This window comes from Pseudomonas cremoricolorata (assembly GCF_000759535.1).
Lineage (GTDB): Bacteria > Pseudomonadota > Gammaproteobacteria > Pseudomonadales > Pseudomonadaceae > Aquipseudomonas > Aquipseudomonas cremoricolorata_A.
Window position 1 is genome coordinate 3,870,846 of the sequence record NZ_CP009455.1, and the last position, 17,814, is coordinate 3,888,659.

The window sequence follows — 17,814 nt, forward strand, 5'->3', positions numbered from 1 at the left end:
GAAGGTGGTAATAATTGAATTTGCGCACAGGAAACGGTAACTGTTCATGGCATGAATCTGCCGCATAAAGACAAGAAAATCAACTGATACGATGCTGTGTTGACACCGTTCACCACTATGCTGGTCGCCACTGATCGGGTAACAATTGATCAATCTCACTGGCTCGCTGTGTCGGTAGGCGCGTCAGCACATCTTTGAGGTAGGCATACGGATCATGCCCATTCATACGCGCCGATTGGATCAAACTCATGATTGCAGCCGCCCGTTTACCACTGCGCAGCGACCCAGCGAACAGCCAGTTCAAGCGACCGAGTGCCCATGGCCGTATCTGATTCTCGACTTGGTTGTTGTCGATGGGCACAGCCCCATCCTCCAGTTAGCGCGTCAGCGCTACCCAGCGTTTCAGGCTGTAATCGAGGGCCTTGGCCGTGGCTGATCCGTTGGGCACCAGATTGCGCTGGGCCAACATCCAGTCATGCAGTGTTTTGCTGATCGGTACCGCCAGTTCCTGACGTATTCGCCAACGGTCTTCGCTGCTCATATCCCGAGCCTGGCGTTCAACCTCGTACAAACCGCCAATCGAGTGCAGCGCCTGTTCGGCCAGCTGACTTTTGCTCGCGACATGCAGATCGAAAAACTTGCGACGCGCGTGAGCCATGTAGCCGATTTCAGTCATGCCCTGCTCAAAACCGGCTTTGTATCCGGCGAAGTCATCGCAGACCAACTTGCCGTTCCAGTCGCCCAGGAAATTGCGCGCATGTTCGCCCGCACGGCTTGGACTGAAGTCGTATACCACGGCTTTGAGCGCCGAAAACGGCGTCGTGCTGTACGCCCAGACATAGGCTCGGTGAGTTTTCTTCTCGCCTGGGGCAAGCATTTGCACCGGTGTTTCATCGGCGTGGATCACGCCTTGGTTCAGCACCGCTTCACGCAGTGCATCGACCAGCGGCTGGAGCCGCACGCCGGTTTGTCCGACCCACTGGGCCAAGGTCGAGCGAGCAATTGCCAGCCCGGCGCGACCAAAGATCTTTTCCTGCCGGTACAGCGGCATGTGCTGACTTGATCGGAGAATCCTTAGGCTTCCATGCCATAAAGGAAGACCTCATCACTCCCGGCATATGCCAGGTGGCTTGGGTCTTCCGGTCCATCTACGACATCAGTCCTTAGAGATGATGGCGAGCGCCTCATAAAGGATCTCCAGTGCGCGGTATACCAGGTCCGCGGTGACGATGCATGGTGGTACGACATGGAGTTGGCTGCGTTCTCCACAACCTTCGATTCGCGCATGGCATCGATCGTCGCGACGATGGATGCCATGGCCATTGGGTGCCCCCAATAGGTCAAGCCACTTGGGAAGAATGCCGTGTCGAAATGCTTGCAGATCTCGTCGGAAATGACGATACCGCCCGCAGGCACTTAACCGGATTTCACGGCCTTGGCGACGGTAATCAGCGACCAGTGTCCATTCTACGTCCGTCAAGCAACTGGGGTAGCGCTGTTTAGGCATGGCGCGATGCTGTGTAGACAAGGGGCCAGCAGCTTACTTTATTTTGTCTACGTGCCCCTTCCTAGAACGTCCATGCGGCCGTGGCTGATGCGCTCTCATCATGAAAGCGCTGGCCTATTTCTCCTGTGTATCGCAAGCCTATGGAAAAGGATGGCGTCAGGTCCAAGCTAGCGCTAAGCGCGAACTGGGCCGTATCTTTCTGCACAGGCAAACCAGAGATGTTGACGAAGCTTCCTTGGGACCGCAGTTTCAGTCGGGACTCTGTAGTTTGTTTGGTAAGGGCATGTTGCAGCCCTGCGCTGCCATTCAGGCGGAGGGTCATGCCATGGGTAAGAGGATGGATGGCGTTTGCGCGTGCACCGAGTCGGCCAGAGGTCATGTCCATGCGGCTTTTTTTGCCACTGATGGCGAATAGGTTTTCCCTCTCGGAAAAGGCTTCGGTTTCAAGATGGGTGTAGTTGAGCCCGACGAAGGGTTCTAGAGTCCAGAAGTTGAAGTTGATGGGCTTGGACAGCTCGGCAAAGACCTGACGGATGCTGCCGCCGTAACTCCCTTTAAGCCGCGTGGTGCCATTCTTATGAGTTACATCGCGTTTACTGTCGATTTCATGCCGGTTATAGCCCGCTCCGAGGCGTAGTGTAAAGCTGTCCAACTGTTTGCTGGCATAGGCGGCAAGGCTGTAGGTTTCGATATCGGCCGAAGCACTCTGCGTGGAGAGCGAGGCAGAACTACTTTGGTAGCTAGCGGCGATACCGGCTATCAAACCGCTGACTTCGTCCTGCTGATCAAGCCCCCAGATGACCCCGTGAGTCGAACGATTGAGCTTGGCCGCATCATCTTGGCGATTTTGTTTTCCTTTAGAGTCGAAGACATATCCCCAGGCGCCCAGAGCGCGCGGATTCTGCTCTGTTTCATAAATACGATCAAGCGTTGCGTTGCGCAAGTAGCTTGAATTCTGCAACAGCGCACTCTTAAGCGAGGCGTGCAGCTCTCCGGGCATGGATTGCATGATTTGCTTGAACTCGTCACTTGAGAGCCCGATCAAGGCATTGGTTTCTTTTTCAGCCCAGGTCAGAGGCACCGCTGTCGAAGCGTCCGGGGGTGCGTTGACAGAGGCCTCGTTCAGAAGCTGGGTAGCCAGGGCTTTTTCGTTTGCGTTTTCCACTAGTGCTTGGGGGCTGACATCATTACGCACCAAGTTTAGGTTCACTTGGTTTGTTTCATAAGTCAGGCTAGGCGTGAGGAAGGCCAGATTGGATGTGACGTTGGCAAATTGGCCGCTGACACCTTTTTGCGCCTGGATAATAGCCAGATTGGTATTGGGCTTGTAATCGCCTGTTTGCGCCTGGACATCGACCCGACCACCTCGTAGGTCAACAGAACCGGCCACGTCCAACTGGTCGGCACGCCCAGTCGCATCGACCTCGACGCGGTAAATCGACCCGGGCCTGAAAGTTAGGTTTTGGGTTATGCGTAAGGTACCGATCGAATTGCCAGGGGCGATGATCCCGCCTTTGTTGACGGTGACCGAGCCAACCTCGCCGATGCCTTGCAATTGAGCATCGGAGTCGACGTAAAGCATTGCGTTGCTCAGGGAGCCATTGGCCCTTAGCATGCCTTTGTTGATATCGATGCGTCCGGCAAAGTCGCTGATACCCGTCAGGTTGAGTTGGCCTGCACCGTCTTTTTTTATGTTACCGTCACCTCTGATGTTGCTGCTAAAGGTAATGTTATCGTTGCGGTTGAAGATCAGCGTGCCATTATTGATGATATTGCTCGCCACTGAGCCTTTTGTCCCGCCATTACCGACTTGCAAGGTGCCCTGATTTATCTCAATGCCGCCTCTGAAGGTGTTGTTACCTGTGAGGATTAGCGTTCCGCTGCCATTTTTGATCAAACTGCCAGGGCCGCCAATATCCTCCTTCCAGGTATCGGTCTGAGAAAAGCCGGCCAGATCCATATCCGACGCTGGATTCTGGTTGACTGTGAAGTCCTCATAAAAATAGGTGGGGCCGCTAAAAGCGCGGGGCAGGTTGATTAGGCCCCAGTTGGCATCAGGGTTATTGGTGTCGAAGGTCCAGCCTGCCAGCGAGTTGCTGGGGTAAGCCGTGCTAGCCAGAATCTGCTGCCATTCGGGTGATTTCAAATAGGGGAAGCGAAATCGCAACAATGCGCCGGATTGTTGCGGAATATGTTTAGGGGTGAGTACTACAGCAGGGCGTTTGAACATTTGGTTGTAGTAGCCGATGCTGTAGTTTTCGTTGGCTTGAGTCTTGGCCAAGGGCGAGTCTTGAGCCTCAAGACAGCTACGCAAAGAGCCTGAGCAAAGATTTGATGCTTCTGCCTGTGTCCGAATATCCTTGCTCAGTTCAAAAAAGGTCATTGCCAGCGTGTCATCTGCCAGTATTTTTGACAGGTAGAAATAGTTACCAATACGGGAAGCGATAGTATCGGTAGGAAAGTGCGCGTCCAAGACGACACGGCTTTCGCCGTACTGAATGGCACGGGAAAGGATTTCGTTACCACGCTCTGGGAATATCAGGCTCATGGGCAGTGCCGTTGCGTAACCGTCCCAAGTGTGGCCGCTGGGGTAGGATGAGCCATTTATGGATAAGTAGTCTTTTATATATCTTCCGTTCTCCAGGACATCTCTGGGGCGACCACGAAGAAACTTATCTTTTAATATAAAATCTGCGGTTCTTTCCCTTTTCTTGTCGGCATCATACGAGTAGGCTGAAAGTTCATATAGGTCTACCAGCCTGTCGTAAGAGTCGAAATTTGAAAGATCTAGCGGCGTGTGGGGTGTTTCTGTCGGAGCAAGCGATCCTAGTGCTGACAGCGTCATGGTCGATAGCCTATAAGCGGTATTTTGGGCCCTGTCGCTGTTGGCTAGCTTGTATCTGGCGCCACTGTCTTGTGAATAAGCGATGGACCCTTCTCGGTCAAGGTCTGCTGCTTCTGACCCTGGCAGTGGATAGCTAGCGATGATGTTGCTTTGGAGTTCCTCGAACCAGCTATATCTTTTAGAGTCAATCAGCGCTTCAGCGTTGTGGGTTTCAATTTCTGCTAATACATCTGTCGCTGGAGCTAACAAGAGGAAAAACGCGTGCTTTACCGCTTTGTATTTGCCAGGCGGTCTAATATTTGAGGCTTTAACTGTTGATGGCATGATTCTTCCAGAGGTGTATGGATTATTAAGAGGGTGTCATTATTCGGGGCTTTCTTTTCGGTTTTGTTACTGCGCTACTAATCCGCCAAAAAATATTTCATAAGAATCATTTTGCCGAAAACCTAATTTCCGAATTATTTAGGATTACTCTTATTGAAAGTTTTCTAATTTCATGAACATAGGCCGTATTTTGATTTGGCGGTATTTTTCTGTGAAATTAGGGATTCTCCGATCAAGTCAGCACAGGCCGTCTGACCTGTGCTGAAATAGCCTTCCGTCCAACTACCCTCTACAAGCCCGCCATTCCATGAGTCAGATGAGATTTTCCGATTTCGAGTACGCCGGTAAGCGCAAGCAAACCCGACGCGAGCGTTTCCTGGCCGAGATGGGCATGAAGGAAGGCCGGTGATCTGGCAGATTGCGGCTCGTCGGAGCACCCATAAACACTTGAGCAAACGAAGCGTGCTCTACAAGGCCAGACGCAAGATCGAGAAGGTCAAAGCGCAGGTGCGAGCGAAAGTCGAACATCCATTCCGTGTGATCAAGCGCCAATTCGGCTATGTGAAAACCCGTTTCCGTGGCTTGGCCAAGAACACGGCGCAACTGACCACGCTGTTTGCCCTGTCGAATCTGTGGAGGGTGCGCCGGCAATTATTGCCGGCCGCGGGAGAGGTGCACCCGTGAGGGCAGAAAACCAAGGCTATCCTTGGTTTTCCAATAATCAGCGGCTGAAAATCGGGCTTTCCGGCTGATGGCAACTTGTTCGGAGTTTCCCTAGGCTCTGTCTGAAAAGCCCTGATACTTGATGATCCTGCGTTGAAAACAGCCTCGGAATGCTCATTTACAACCAGTAAACTCCGCTTCCTCGGCTGTTTTCGCCTTGTCTCCCCGGCGTCTCAGAACTTTTCAGACAGAGCCTAGGCACACCATGATTTCACCAGATCGTTCTGGTGACCCGATCTGGATACAAGCAACACCCAAAGCCCTATTTCACCCACTTGAGGCAGGCAAATCCAGTCTCGATTCGCAGCGGCTGAACAGGCTCAATGCTTTCCTGATCGCCAACTTTTTTGATGACGTTCACGCCACAAAAGTACTGGTCTGGACTGATCGCGGAGAGAAAGCCTTTCCGGTCCTCGCTCCAAGAGCCGTTAACGACGGTATACGTAGCCCCTTTCTCAGGTGTGAAAGAGAACGGAACCTTGCATGCCATACCTCCGACTGCGCTCTGGTAAGTCATGATCAGCTCTTTATCAACAGCCACTGGGGACTCGACGAAACCGCCGCTGCCAAGCAGCGTCGTGTAACCCGCGTAGCACCCCTTGTCATTAAAAGTCATGATATCCAGTCGAGCGTCGCGGTCGTACTTCATACGTACGGTCGCTGAAGGCTCACCCGGCTGAGGAACAGCGTATTGCTTGCCGTACAGGATCGAATTGCAGCCAGTCATGGCAACGGTTCCTGCCAGCGCCACGCACCAACCATACTTTTGTAGCTTGTACATTGATCGCTCCCTGATTTTCTGGCGGCCCTTGGGCTCGTGGGACTGCCGAACGGCTATCTGATGCGCGTGTGCGCGGTGAAGTTCCGACATGGCATGCCTGTTAAGCTCTGGAGCAATGCGGCAGAAAACCGAACCCTGGCCTGCCTGGAGCACGGGCAAGAGAAAGCAGATTCAGCATTATCGTCAAATCTCCACCCCCCGCTCCACCCACCAAACCAACGGCAACGTCACCAACAAAACCCCCGCCAACCCCACCACCGCCCAAGCGACCCCTACAGCATCCCCAAGCCCACCAAACACCACCGGCGCCACCGCCCCGCCGCCAATGGTGCCGGTATAGAACAGCGCAAAAGCCCGTTCACGCTTGCCCGCCCCGGCGAGGTCCGGCACTGCGCCATAGAGCACCGACGAGGTGCCGTTGAGCACCACCCCCAGCAATGGCAGCATCACCATCAAGCCTGCATAGGGCAGAAAAACTGCGAGCACGATCAGGCTGGCGGTGGTGAGTTCGGTGATCCAGACGGTTTTCATCAGGCCGATGCGGGCGCCGAGGTAGCCGCACAGTAGCTTGCCGAACGCGCCGCCGACGAACAGCAGGGTAAGTGCCAGGCCGATGCCGGCGGTGCCGGCGCCTTTGCTCCTGAGCAGGAACGGCAGGAAGGTCAGGAAGCCCATGCGGGCTGCGCTGTCCAGGGCGCCGGTGAGGATCAGGGCCCGCAGGCCCCCGAACGAGCCGTGGCCGTTGGCGGTTTTGGGGGCTTTTTGCTGCATGGCCTGGGTCGCTGCGTGGGAGGGGATCAGCCACCACAGCGCCAGCGCGGCAGCCAGGCCGAGCAGGCCGATCAGCGTCGCGCTGGTGCGCCAGCTGATCACGGTCAGTAGCAGGCCGACCAATGCGGGAATCAGGGTCTTGCCGATGTCACCAGCGAAGTTGTACTGCGACAGCGCCTGTTTGACCCCGTCGCCGGCCTCGTGGGTGTCGGTGATGATCGAGGACGCCAGCGGGTGCTGGGTACTGGCCCCCAGGCCGCCCAACAGCAGCGCCACAAGCAGCACCCCTAGCCCGCCGGCCTGTCCGGCCAGCAGGTACGCCAGGCCGGCCAAGGCAGTACCGCCCACCAGCAGGCGCTCGCGACCCCAGCGCCTGGCGCCGCGGCTGGCCAGCAACTGGAAGCCGGCCATCATCCCGGAATAGGCGCCGCGCAGCAGGCCGATCTGCGCGTAGCTCAGGGCGAACTGTGATTGCCAGATCGGCAGCAGCACATAGATCACGTCGGTCAGGCCATCATGCACGGCGTGGGCACCGCACCCGGCGACCAGGGAACGGCGGCGAACCGACACGTCGGCTGCCGGTAAAGCCCTGGGTGACACGGGTTGTTTCAGTTCATTGGTGGTCAAGGCAGACTGCTCAGAGAATTGGATGAAGATGCTAAGGGTTGGCCCGTTGCGTAGCCGCGCCCGGCGTTTGCAGCTTCGCAGGCTTCCAGCCGGCCCAGCCGATCAGCAACGACAGCAGTTGGAACAGCACGATCAGCACCACGCAGCCCTGCCAGCCCCACGGGTTCCAGAGCAACCCCGGGACCACCGCGCCGAGGCTGCCGCCCAGGTAATAGCAGGTCAGGTACAGGCCCACGGCGCCGGCCTTGTTATGGCCGGCCGTGGCCGTCGTGAAGGCGTTGGCGGCAGCCTGGGTCAGGAACACCCCGGTGCAACTCAAGGCCAAGCCCAGCACGATCAGCCATAGCGACGGCAGCAACGTCAGGGCCGAACCGCAGACCCCGAGCAGCGCCGCGACCAACAGCAGTTGGGCCTGCGGCCGCGACTTGCTCAGGCGTCCGGCGACCGGCGTGACCACCAGGGCCACCAGGAACACACTGTAGAGCGCACCCAGGGCGGCGCTGCCCAGATCGAACGGCGCCTGACTCAGGTACAGGCCTGCGTAGGTGAACATCGCCACTTGCGCGAACAGCACGCAGAAGCCCACGCCATAAGCCGCGAGCAAGGGCCATCGGCACAGCTCGCGCAGCGCGCTGGGGCTGCTGGCCGGTGGCGCGCAGAGCGGCGAGTTGGTCGGAAGTAGCCGATGAATCGCCACGCCGATCAGCAGGCCGAGGCCGGCGAGCACCACGAAGGCTTCCCGCCAGCCCACATATTCGGTCATGAGTCCGGTGATGAAGCGTCCCGCAAAGCCGCCCAACACGGTCCCGGCAACATACAGACTGGTCACTTCGGTCACGCTGCCACCGCGCCAGCGATCGCCGATATAGGCCACGCTGGTGGCGAACACCACAGGAATCAGCACGCCTGCAAGCAGACGCCAGAGCAGCAGTTGGCTGAAACTCGTGGCGCAAGCGGCAAGGGCTGCTGGCAACGCCAGCAACAGCGCGGCCAGCGCAATCACCTGGCGCTGGTCGAAACGCGTGGTAAGGCGGCTGACGAAGGGCGCGGTGGCAGCCACCGCGAGCGTCGTGACGGTGATGCTCCAGCCGGCTTGCTGAATGCTCACCTGAAAACTGCGGGCCAATTCGTTGAGAATGCCTTGGGTTGCATACAGGTTGAGAAAGGCCGCACAGCCACATAGAAACAGGGCGATGCGCGCACACAGTTGACGCGAATTCATGCAACATCTCGTTTTGTGCCCGACGACCTTTATAAGATGCGTCGCCAGCCCAACACCAATACCGAATTCCGACCGATCAATACCCAGGGAACAGGATGCTCGATCTACGCAGGTTGCGTTATTTTCTGACGGTTGCCGAAGAGCTACATTTCGGTCGCGCTTCCGTGCGCCTGCACCTGGCGCAACCGCCGCTGACGCGGCAGATTTCGGCGCTGGAGGCCGAGCTGGGGTTTCGCCTGTTCGATCGCACCAGCCGCAGCGTCACCCTTACCCCTCAGGGCCGGCATTTCCTGCCGTACGCCCGCGCCGTGCTGGAGCAAGTCGAGCTGGCCCAGGTCATGGCCGGCAAGCTGGCGGCGGGAACCGCCGGGCAACTGGCCGTGGGCTATGCCAGCTCCATCGCCCTGTCCGACCTGTTCAGCCAGGCCCTCCAGGCCTTCGCCCAGCGCTTCCCCGACGTGCAATTGACCCTGGTGGAAGGCGCCTCGGTCAGCCAGTGGTCGCAGATCGTCGACGGGCGCATCGACATCGGCCTCGGCCGTCTGCAGCCGCCGAGCGAGCGCAGCGATATACAGACGCTCTCCCTGGCGGACGAACCGCTGGTGGCGGCGATCGCCTGCGACAGCCCACTGGCTGCGCAGGCGCAGGTGAGCTTGGCCGAGCTCAGCGAGCATCCACTGATTCTGTTTCCCGCCGACTACGGCTCAGGCCTCAACGAAGCCATCGAGCAGCTTTACCGACGCAACGCCCTACCCTTGCGCCCCGGGCCCAGCGGACGGCAGATCACCTCGATCATCGCCCTGGTCGCCGCCGGTCAAGGCATCGCCTTGGTGCCGAGCTGCGCCCAGGCCCTGGCGAAAAAAGGCGTCACCTATCGCCCCCTGGCCGACCCCAGTGCCAGCGCGCCGTTGCTGGTACTGACCCGCAAGCAAGGCCGCAGCCAGTTGGTCGATGCCTTCATGGGAGTGCTCGAGCACGTGCTGCAGGCTCACGCCACGAGCGAACAGTCATCCTGACCCCCCTGCCCGGCCGACAAGCACCCGTGATCATACAGCGCTTCTCCAATACCCCTTGGAACGTGTCCTTCCATCGAACTCAATTTATCTGTTGACTACCCCCGGCGCCCTTACTCATTATCCGACACTCATTCTTCGCAACGGCTCTGCCATGATCCGCCCTACCGACTCCATGCCAACTGCCCAGGGCCTTGCCGCCCAGGTAGACGCATGCGTGTCCGTTGCCAAGAAATCCAAGAAACAGTCGCTCATTTGACCGGGGCGCTGTCCCGTCAGATGAGCTGACAGGACAGATAGCGCCAGGCCTACTCCCCGCTTGATTCCCTACTTCTCCTCTGACGTCGACTAATCGGTCTACCTGAGGAGTTATGCATGTCTGATTTTCGCGGTATCTGGGTTGCACTGGTCACACCTTTCCGTTCAGGTCAGGTCGATTTCGAGGCGCTTGAAAACCTGGCCGGTCAGTTGCTCGCTGACGGTGTGCGCGGTTTGGTGGTCTGTGGCACTACCGGGGAAGCGGCAGCCCTGAGCGAGGAAGAAAGGCTCGCGGTTCTGGATGCCGTGTTGCAAGTGGCCCGGCCTGATCAGGTGGTCATGGGGCTGTCGGGGAATAACTTGCAGGACCTTCTGGGCTTCCAGCGATTGATCCAGAGCCGTGACATCGCCGGCGTCCTGGTTCCAGCGCCCTATTACATTCGGCCTTCGCAGCAAGGCCTCGAGCGGTTTTTCCAGACAGTCGCAGATGCGTCGTCAGTTCCCGTGGTTCTCTATGACATCCCCTACCGAACAGGCGTGAGGATTGAGCCAGAGACGCTGAGAAGGATCGTGCGTCACCCGCGAATCGCTGCGGTGAAAGATTGCAGCGGCGATCTCGAAACCACCTTGGCGCTGATCGCCGATGGCAACGCGCAAATACTGACTGGCGAAGATCTGCAGATCTTCAGCCATCTTACCTTGGGCGGCAGCGGTGCAATGTCGGCTTCAGCACATATCACCCCCAAACTGTACGTGCAGATGATGCAGCAGCTTGACGGCGGCGACCTGGTCTCGGCCCGGGCCACGTTCTACCGGCTGTTGCCTTGGATCAAAATGGCCTTCAGCGAACCCAACCCGGCTGTCATCAAAGCCGCTCTGAGCTTGCAAGGCGTGATCAGCCAAGAACTTCGCGAGCCGATGCAACCGTGTTCGTCAGTGACGCTGGAACGCCTGCGGCCTGTGCTTTCGCAGTTGCTCTGCCAGAGCCAGTAGGTCGCCGTGCAGCGGGCCGGTGCTTGGGTGAAGCTGCGCGGCTAGCGGTTGACCAGCTTCGCCGGCAGGGCTATGACCAGAAAGCAGCTGAGGATCAGGCAGCCGGCAAATGCCCACAGCGCCGCATGGGCGGTGCCGGTCAGGTCGGTGACCAGGCCCATGAGCGAGTTGCTGACCAGGCCTGCGATGTTGGCCAGCGAACAGGCCAGGGCAAAGCCGGTCGCGGCGGCCGTTCCCTTGAGGAAGGTCGCCGGCAGGCTGAAGAACACCGGCACCGCGCCGATGATCGCTGCCGAGGCGATGGCGAACAGCACCACCGTCATCACCAGGCTCTGGCTGAACAAGGTACTGCTGGCCATGGCGATCGCACCGATGATGAACGGCACGATGATGTGCCAGCGGCGCTCGCGATGGCGATCGGAACTGGCGCCGATGATCAGCATGCCGGCCAGCGCGGCCAGGCTTGGAATGGCCGTCAGCAGGCCGATATACAAGGTGTCGCTGACTCCGGCATCGCGGATGAAGGTTGGCATCCAGAAGCCCATGGCATAGGCGCTGAGCAGGATCGAGAAGTCGATGCCGCCCAGCATCCACACCTTCAGGTTGAACAACCCATCGCCAAAGCTGTGCCTGCTGTCCTTGCCCTCGGCATCGTCAGCGGCCAGGTCCTTTGCCAGTTGTGACTTGTCTTCGACCGACAGCCATTTGGCCTGCTGGAAGTGGTTGGGCAGGACCCAGAAGGTGAGGATGCCGAGCAGCACACTGGGAATCGCCTCCAGCAGAAACAGCCACTGCCAGCCGCGCATGCCATGCACTTGGTCGAAGTGCGCCATGATCCAGCCGGAAAGCGGCCCGCCGATCACGCTCGACAACGGCAGCCCGATCATGAACAGCGCAATGATGCGCCCGCGCCGGTAGGTGGGGTACCACAGGGTCAGGTAGTACAGCACCCCCGGCAGGAAGCCGGCCTCGGCAACACCGAGCAGAAAGCGCAGGATATAGAACTGCGTGGTGGTGCTGACGAACATCGTGCAGGCCGACAGCAGGCCCCAGGTGATCATGATGCGGGCAATCCACAGCTTGGCGCCGACGCGCTGCAGGATCAGATTGCTCGGCACTTCGAAGAGGATATAGCCGACGAAGAACAGCCCGGCACCCAGGCCATAGGCGGCGGTGCTGAACTGCAGGTCTTCGAGCATTTGCAGCTTGGCGAAGCCGACGTTGATGCGGTCCAGATACGCGGCGAGGTAGCAAAAGCACAGGAAGGGAATGAGCCTCCAGGTGATCTTGCCGTACAGCGCGCTAGTGCCAGGGTCGGTGTGAGTGCTGGCCGGGGTTGCATTCGCAATGGGCATTTACTGTCTCTTGGCGGGCGACGGTGTAGTGGTTTCAAGGCCAGGCGTTTTCGACGTGCCAGCCCCGCGCATTATATGCGCGGGGTGAGTGACGCCAGAAAGGCCGCGCGTGTCGCCAGCGGCTCATCACCCCTGCCCGCGCAAGAACAACGCAAACAACTCCGACTGCGACTTGATATTCAACTTGCTGTAGATGTGCTTGCGGTGCACCCGCACGGTCTCCGAGGAGATGGCCAGTTTGCGTGCGATCTCCTTGCTCGAACAGCCACTGAGCATCATCCGCCCCACTTCCAGCTCCCGTGCGGTGAGCGGTGTTTCCAGTCGTTCGACGGCCTGCTCCAGCCGGTCCTGCCACTTTGGCGCAGGTACGGCCTGGGCGGTGATGGTTTCAAAGTGCAGGCGCTGGCGCATCAGCGCCGAGACCCAGGGCTGGACCAGGTCCAGCATCGCCAGCTGCGTAACGCTGTAACGAATGCGACTGCCCAAAGAAAGGCACAACGTGCGCTCTGCATCGAGTTGCACGTTGTACTGGATTTCATCGGCCACGACGTTGAGGCGGAAGTAATGCTGGTAGTAATCGGTCTGCTCGAAGCATTCAGGCGCGACGAAGGCCAGTTGCTGCAGGCCGGTCGCAGGCGCTTCGCGGCTGGCGATGTAGAACGGATCGAGCAGGTACAGGCCTTTGAGGTAATCCTCGAACAAAGGGTCTGGCCCCCCGTCCTCGCCGGGGCATGCGGCGAACACTTCCGGGCGGCCGTTGCTGAAAAGCAGCGCCACCCAGCTGTCGAACTCCACGTAATGTTCGAGCAGGCGTACCAGGCGCAGCCAGAAGTGGGGTTGGTCGAGGGTTTCGATCAGTTGGCCTACCGAGCGATGCCAGGCGATGTCTTGTAACGTCAGGGTCATGACTACCTCATTAGGGGTACCTCAAGGGCGTGATTACCCCTACTGGCAACGTGACGGCATACTCGGGTCAGCCGGGTCGGCCCGCTGCGCAGCCTCGCCACTTTACCTCAAGTACCCACTGCATCGGTTTGGTCAGCCGCTCGACCCCTTGCGTATCGTCAGGAGCCTTCATGAAAGTAGAACTCGTTCAATTGGCAGGTCGCGACGGCGACACGGCCTACAACCTGGAGCGCACGCTCCAGGCGATCCACGCCAGTGCGCCGGACACGGACCTGCTGGTATTTCCGGAAACCCAATTGATGGGCTTTCCCACCGAGCAGAACATTTCGCGCATCGCCGAGCCGCTCGACGGCCCTGCCGTCAGTGCGGTGATCGAGGCCGCCAGAGCGAAGAACGTCGGTGTGGGGGTGGGGCTCGCCGAGGCAGGCGAAGACGGCCAGTTCTACAACACCACCGTCTTGATCACCGCCGAGGGCATCGCCCTGAAGTACCGCAAAACGCATTTGTGGGCTTCCGACAAGGGCATCTTCACCCCGGGCGACCGCTACGCCACTGCGCTGTTCAAAGGCGTTCGGGTGGGGCTGTTGATCTGTTTCGATATCGAGTTTCCCGAAAGCGCCCGCGCCCTGGGCCAGCTGGGCGCCGAGTTGCTGCTGGTCACCAACGGCAATATGGACCCCTACGGCCCCACCCACCGCACTGCCATCGGCGGACGCGCCATGGAAAACCAGGCCTATGCGGTGATGGTCAACCGCGTCGGCGCCGGGGACGGCGAGCTGGTGTTCGCCGGTGGAAGCACGGTCGTTGACCCGTATGGGCAGGTGCTCTGCGAGGCAGGCCGTGAGCCGTGCCGGATGCACATGGAGCTGGACCTGGCCCGTGTGCAGGAAGCGCGCCGCGACTACAGCTACCTCGACGAACGCCGCTTCGAACTGCCAGGCCAACTCATCGAACACGCTGACGGGCTACGGGAGTTTCTGATCAACCGACGTTGAATCGTCAGCAGCACCCTTGCCCCTACTTTCTATGCCAGGGCCATGGCTCGGCCTTGGCAGATCAACTCCATAAAAAACACAAACCGGAGTACACACAACATGGCCCAATTGAAGCGGACCCTTTCGCTGGGAGCGGTCACGCTCTTCGGTATCGCCTACATGACACCGATCATTGTGCTCGGCACCTTCGGCATTCTTGCCGATGCCACAGGTGGCGCGGTGCCTTCCGCCTATGTGGCAGCCTCCATCGCGATGCTGTTCACTGCATTGAGTTACGCAAAGATGGCCAAGGCGTTTCCCGTTGCCGGCTCTGCCTACACCTATGTACGCAAGTCCATCAGCCCGAAACTGGGCTTTCTGGCCGGCTGGGGGGTGTTGCTCGATTATCTGTTCCTGCCCATGGCCATCTGGCTGATCGGCGCGGCGTATCTGCATTCAGCCTTCCCGAACGTGCCGCAGCCGGTGTGGGTGCTGACCTTCATTGTCATCACCACGCTGATCAACATCATCGGGTTGCAGGTGGCGAAAACCGTCAACGGCTTGCTGATGTTGCTGCAGTTTCTGGTATTGGCCGCGTTCGTCGGCCTGGCGGCGCATTACGCCACCGGCGAGTTGAATCAGCCGCTGTTCTCGCTGGCCCCGTTCTATCAGGACAGTTTCCAGTTGCCGCTGGTGATGAGCGGCGCGGCGATCGCCTGTTACTCGTTCCTGGGGTTCGACGCCGTCAGTACCTTGACCGAAGAAACCCACGAACCGCGCAAGACCATTCCCCGAGCGATTCTGCTGATTACCCTGCTGGGCGGCGCCCTCTTCATCGTCGCCAGCTACTTCGTGCAACTCGCTCACCCTTCCACAGAGTTTGCCAGCGCCGATTCGGCAGCCTCGGAAATCGCCAAGACCATCGGCGGCGATATCTTCGTCAGCTTGTTCCTGATCGGCCTGATCGTGGGCCAGTTCACCTCCGGGTTGTCTGCCCAGGCGAGCGCCTCGCGATTGCTGTTCGCCATGGGCCGCGACGGCGTGCTGCCCAAACGCGTGTTCGGCCGCTTGAGCGAACGCTTTGGCACGCCAGTGAGCAGCATCATCCTCTGCGGCATCGTTGCGTTGCTGGCGCTGCGCATGGATGTCACCACCTCGACGTCATTCATCAACTTCGGCGCATTTCTGGCCTTCAGCCTGGTGAACCTGTCAGTGATCTTTCACTACTGGATAGCCCAGCGCGAACGGGGCGCGAAGGCGCTGATGGCATATGTGCTGTTCCCGCTGATGGGCTTGATCGCCGACCTGTGGCTGATGGCGAGTCTTGATCACCTGGCGATCTATCTGGGGCTTGGCTGGCTGGCGATTGGGCTTGTGTATCTGTTCTTCATGACCGGCGGTTTGCGCCGGCAGCCACCGGAAATGCACTTCGACGAAGCGTGAGAACGGATAACACGCTTTCGACGTGGGATTGACTTAATTTTCACGGAAGGGGGCGCAGTATCACCCTATCCCTACGTGATGGACTTGGCCCGCCTAGCAGCGGGCTTTCTTTTGCCTGCACGAAATGTCCAGGCTAGCCATCAGCGTGGTGTCGTCAGCCACAAGCACTCCGGCGACAGCTGGGCAACCGATCTGCACCCCCCATTCGCCAACGTCCGATTCATAGGCGTTCAAGGCGAAGTACGCACCGCCCGATCCGAATGCAAGGCAATGGCCGTCACTCCAACGACTCGACCCCCAACTCATCCCACACGTCCTCGGCCAGATGAAACGTGGCGTTGGCCGCCGGAATGCCGCAATAGATCGCGCTCTGCATCAGCACTTCCTTGATTTCGTCGCGGGTCACGCCGTTGTTCTTCGCCGCGCGCAGGTGCAGTTTGAGTTCGCCTTCGCGGTTCATGCCGATGAGCATGGCGATGGTAATCAAACTGCGCGTGTGGCGTGGCAGGCCTGGGCGGGTCCAGATGTCGCCCCAGGCGTGACGGGTGATCATGTCCTGGAATTCCTGGTTGAACGGCGTCAGTTTCTGCAGGCTGCGCTCGACGTGGGCATCGCCCAGTACTGCGCGGCGAACCTGCATGCCTTGCTCGTAGCGTTGTTGTTCGTCCATCAGTGATTCTCCTGGGCGCTGAAAGTGGAATGTTCGGCAATGGCCCGCCTGACCCAGTGGGTGGCCTGCCCCAGGTAGTGGGCAGGGTCTAGCAGGCGGTCAAGCTCATCGGCCGAGAGCTGGGCGCTGACCGCGCTGTTGGCACCCAGCACGCTGCGCAGCTGCGCGTGTTCCTCGACTGCCTGGCGGCAGCACTGCTCGATCAGGTGGTGCGCGGCGTCGCGGCCAATCCGTTGCGCCAGGGCGATGCTGACCGCCTCGGCCAGCACCAGGCCCTGGGTGAGTTGCAGGTTGCGTTCGATTCGTGCGGGGTCGACCTGCATGCCGGTCACCACCGACAACGCCTGGTGCAAGGCCCCGGAGACCAGGCAGCACAGCTCGGGCAGGGTTTCCCACTCGGCATGCCACAGGCCTAGGCTGCGCTCATGTTCCTGGGGCATGGCGGCGAACAGGGTCGAGAGCAGGCCTGGAGCGCGGGTCGCGGCGCTGATCATCACCGCAGCGCCGACCGGGTTGCGCTTGTGCGGCATGGTCGACGAGCCGCCCTTGCCCGGAGCCGACGGCTCGAATACCTCGCCGACTTCGGTTTGCATCAGCAGGCTGATATCACGGCCGAACTTGCCCAGGCTGCCGGCAATCAGCCCCAGCACGCTGGCGAACTCCACCAGTCGGTCGCGCTGGGTGTGCCAGGGCTGTTCCGGCAGGTGCAGGTGTAGCTCGACAGCCAGCGCCTCGCTCACCGGCCAGGCATTCTCGCCCAGCGCTGCCAGGCTGCCGGAAGCGCCGCCCAATTGCAGGCACAGCAAGCGCGGCTTGAGTTCGCTCAAGCGCTGGCGATGGCGAGTCAGCGCGCCCAGCAGACCGGCAAGCTTCATACCCAGGGTCACCGGCGTGGCCTGCTGCAACCAGGTTCGTCCTGCCAGCGGCAACGCGGCGTAGCGCTCGGCTTGCATGGCCAGGGCATCGCCCAGCGCCGCCAGGTCGCGCTCGAGCAAGGCGATGGCGGCACGGGCTTGCAGCACCAGGCCGCTGTCCATGACGTCTTGGCTGGTGGCACCCAGATGCACGAAGCGCTCGGCCTCAACGCTCTGCGCTGCCACCTTCCTGCCCAGCGCCTTGACCAGCGGGATCGCCGAGTTACCGGCACGGGTGATGGCCTCGGCCAGCTCGGCGAAGTCGTAGTCTTCAGCGTGGCAGGCAGCAGCGATGGGCTCCAGCACGTCTGCAGGGATCAAGCCGACCTGCACCTGCGCGCGTGCCAGGGCCAGCTCGAAGTCCAGCATGCCCTGCACCCGGCCGCGGTCGCTGAACACCTCGCGCATGTCCTGATGGGTGAAATAGGCATCGAACAGTTGGTTGCTTGGACGACTCAAAGCGCTACTCCGTGATTGCCGTGGATGAT

General features: G+C 59.6%; 12 protein-coding genes and 2 pseudogenes. 5 read left to right on the forward strand and 9 right to left on the reverse strand.

The features are described from left to right. Positions 1-115: 115 nt before the first annotated feature. Together tnpC and LK03_RS17580 are read right to left on the reverse strand one after the other, a co-directional pair. A pseudogene (gene tnpC, locus LK03_RS17575) lies at positions 116-1,060 on the reverse strand (IS66 family transposase); the annotation flags it as partial. Between the two features lie 508 nt (positions 1,061-1,568). Beyond that, the gene (locus tag LK03_RS17580; RefSeq protein ID WP_081951630.1) at positions 1,569-4,676 is read right to left on the reverse strand and encodes an autotransporter domain-containing protein; all 3,108 of its coding nucleotides are present in this window, start codon (positions 4,674-4,676) and stop codon (positions 1,569-1,571) included. A gap of 381 nt (positions 4,677-5,057) precedes the next feature. Here LK03_RS17580 and LK03_RS17585 point away from each other — a divergent pair. Next, positions 5,058-5,360 (forward strand): annotated as a pseudogene (locus LK03_RS17585) (transposase); the annotation flags it as partial. A gap of 301 nt (positions 5,361-5,661) precedes the next feature. Here LK03_RS17585 and LK03_RS17590 read toward each other — a convergent pair. From LK03_RS17590 to LK03_RS17600, 3 genes are all read right to left on the reverse strand, one after another. Then, on the reverse strand, positions 5,662-6,180 hold the full coding sequence (locus LK03_RS17590; protein ID WP_038414808.1) for a hypothetical protein: 519 nt from the start codon (positions 6,178-6,180) through the stop codon (positions 5,662-5,664). Between the two features lie 183 nt (positions 6,181-6,363). After that, a complete protein-coding gene (locus tag LK03_RS17595) occupies positions 6,364-7,521 on the reverse strand; it encodes an MFS transporter (protein WP_240478623.1) in 1,158 nt (385 codons plus the stop codon). A gap of 88 nt (positions 7,522-7,609) precedes the next feature. Next, complete coding sequence (locus LK03_RS17600; protein ID WP_038413704.1) at positions 7,610-8,800, reverse strand: MFS transporter; 1,191 nt, start codon at positions 8,798-8,800, stop codon at positions 7,610-7,612. A 95-nt stretch (positions 8,801-8,895) separates the two neighbouring features. On the opposite strand from LK03_RS17600, the gene LK03_RS17605 reads away from it, so the two are divergent. Together LK03_RS17605 and dapA are read left to right on the forward strand one after the other, a co-directional pair. Then, positions 8,896-9,816, forward strand: a complete 921-nt coding sequence (locus LK03_RS17605; protein ID WP_038413705.1) for a LysR family transcriptional regulator — start codon at positions 8,896-8,898, stop codon at positions 9,814-9,816. A 372-nt stretch (positions 9,817-10,188) separates the two neighbouring features. Then, positions 10,189-11,064, forward strand: a complete 876-nt coding sequence (gene dapA, locus LK03_RS17610; RefSeq protein ID WP_038413706.1) for a 4-hydroxy-tetrahydrodipicolinate synthase — start codon at positions 10,189-10,191, stop codon at positions 11,062-11,064. Between the two features lie 41 nt (positions 11,065-11,105). Here dapA and LK03_RS17615 read toward each other — a convergent pair whose 3' ends face one another. Both LK03_RS17615 and LK03_RS17620 read right to left on the reverse strand, forming a co-directional pair. Further along, positions 11,106-12,419, reverse strand: coding sequence for an MFS transporter (locus LK03_RS17615; RefSeq protein ID WP_038413707.1), 1,314 nt, complete (start codon positions 12,417-12,419; stop codon positions 11,106-11,108). A gap of 126 nt (positions 12,420-12,545) precedes the next feature. Beyond that, entirely contained in the window at positions 12,546-13,325 is a 780-nt protein-coding gene (locus tag LK03_RS17620) for a helix-turn-helix transcriptional regulator (RefSeq protein WP_038413708.1), read from the reverse strand. Between the two features lie 170 nt (positions 13,326-13,495). Between LK03_RS17620 and LK03_RS17625 the strand changes: the two genes are divergently transcribed. Together LK03_RS17625 and LK03_RS17630 are read left to right on the forward strand one after the other, a co-directional pair. Next, positions 13,496-14,320: a carbon-nitrogen hydrolase family protein gene (locus LK03_RS17625; protein ID WP_038413709.1), complete on the forward strand. Its 825-nt coding sequence runs from the start codon at positions 13,496-13,498 to the stop codon at positions 14,318-14,320. A gap of 99 nt (positions 14,321-14,419) precedes the next feature. Further along, positions 14,420-15,742: an APC family permease gene (locus LK03_RS17630; protein ID WP_038413710.1), complete on the forward strand. Its 1,323-nt coding sequence runs from the start codon at positions 14,420-14,422 to the stop codon at positions 15,740-15,742. Positions 15,743-16,019: 277 nt separating this feature from the next. Here the strand turns inward: LK03_RS17630 and pcaC are convergent, their stop codons facing one another. Beyond that, positions 16,020-16,412 carry a 4-carboxymuconolactone decarboxylase gene (gene pcaC, locus LK03_RS17635; RefSeq protein ID WP_038413712.1) on the reverse strand — a complete coding sequence of 131 codons (393 nt, stop codon included), beginning with the start codon at positions 16,410-16,412 and terminating at the stop codon, positions 16,020-16,022. Next, complete coding sequence (locus tag LK03_RS17640) at positions 16,412-17,785, reverse strand: 3-carboxy-cis,cis-muconate cycloisomerase (RefSeq protein ID WP_038413714.1); 1,374 nt, start codon at positions 17,783-17,785, stop codon at positions 16,412-16,414. The genes pcaC and LK03_RS17640 overlap by 1 nt, the downstream gene beginning before the upstream one ends. Between the last annotated feature and the right edge of the window lie 29 nt (positions 17,786-17,814).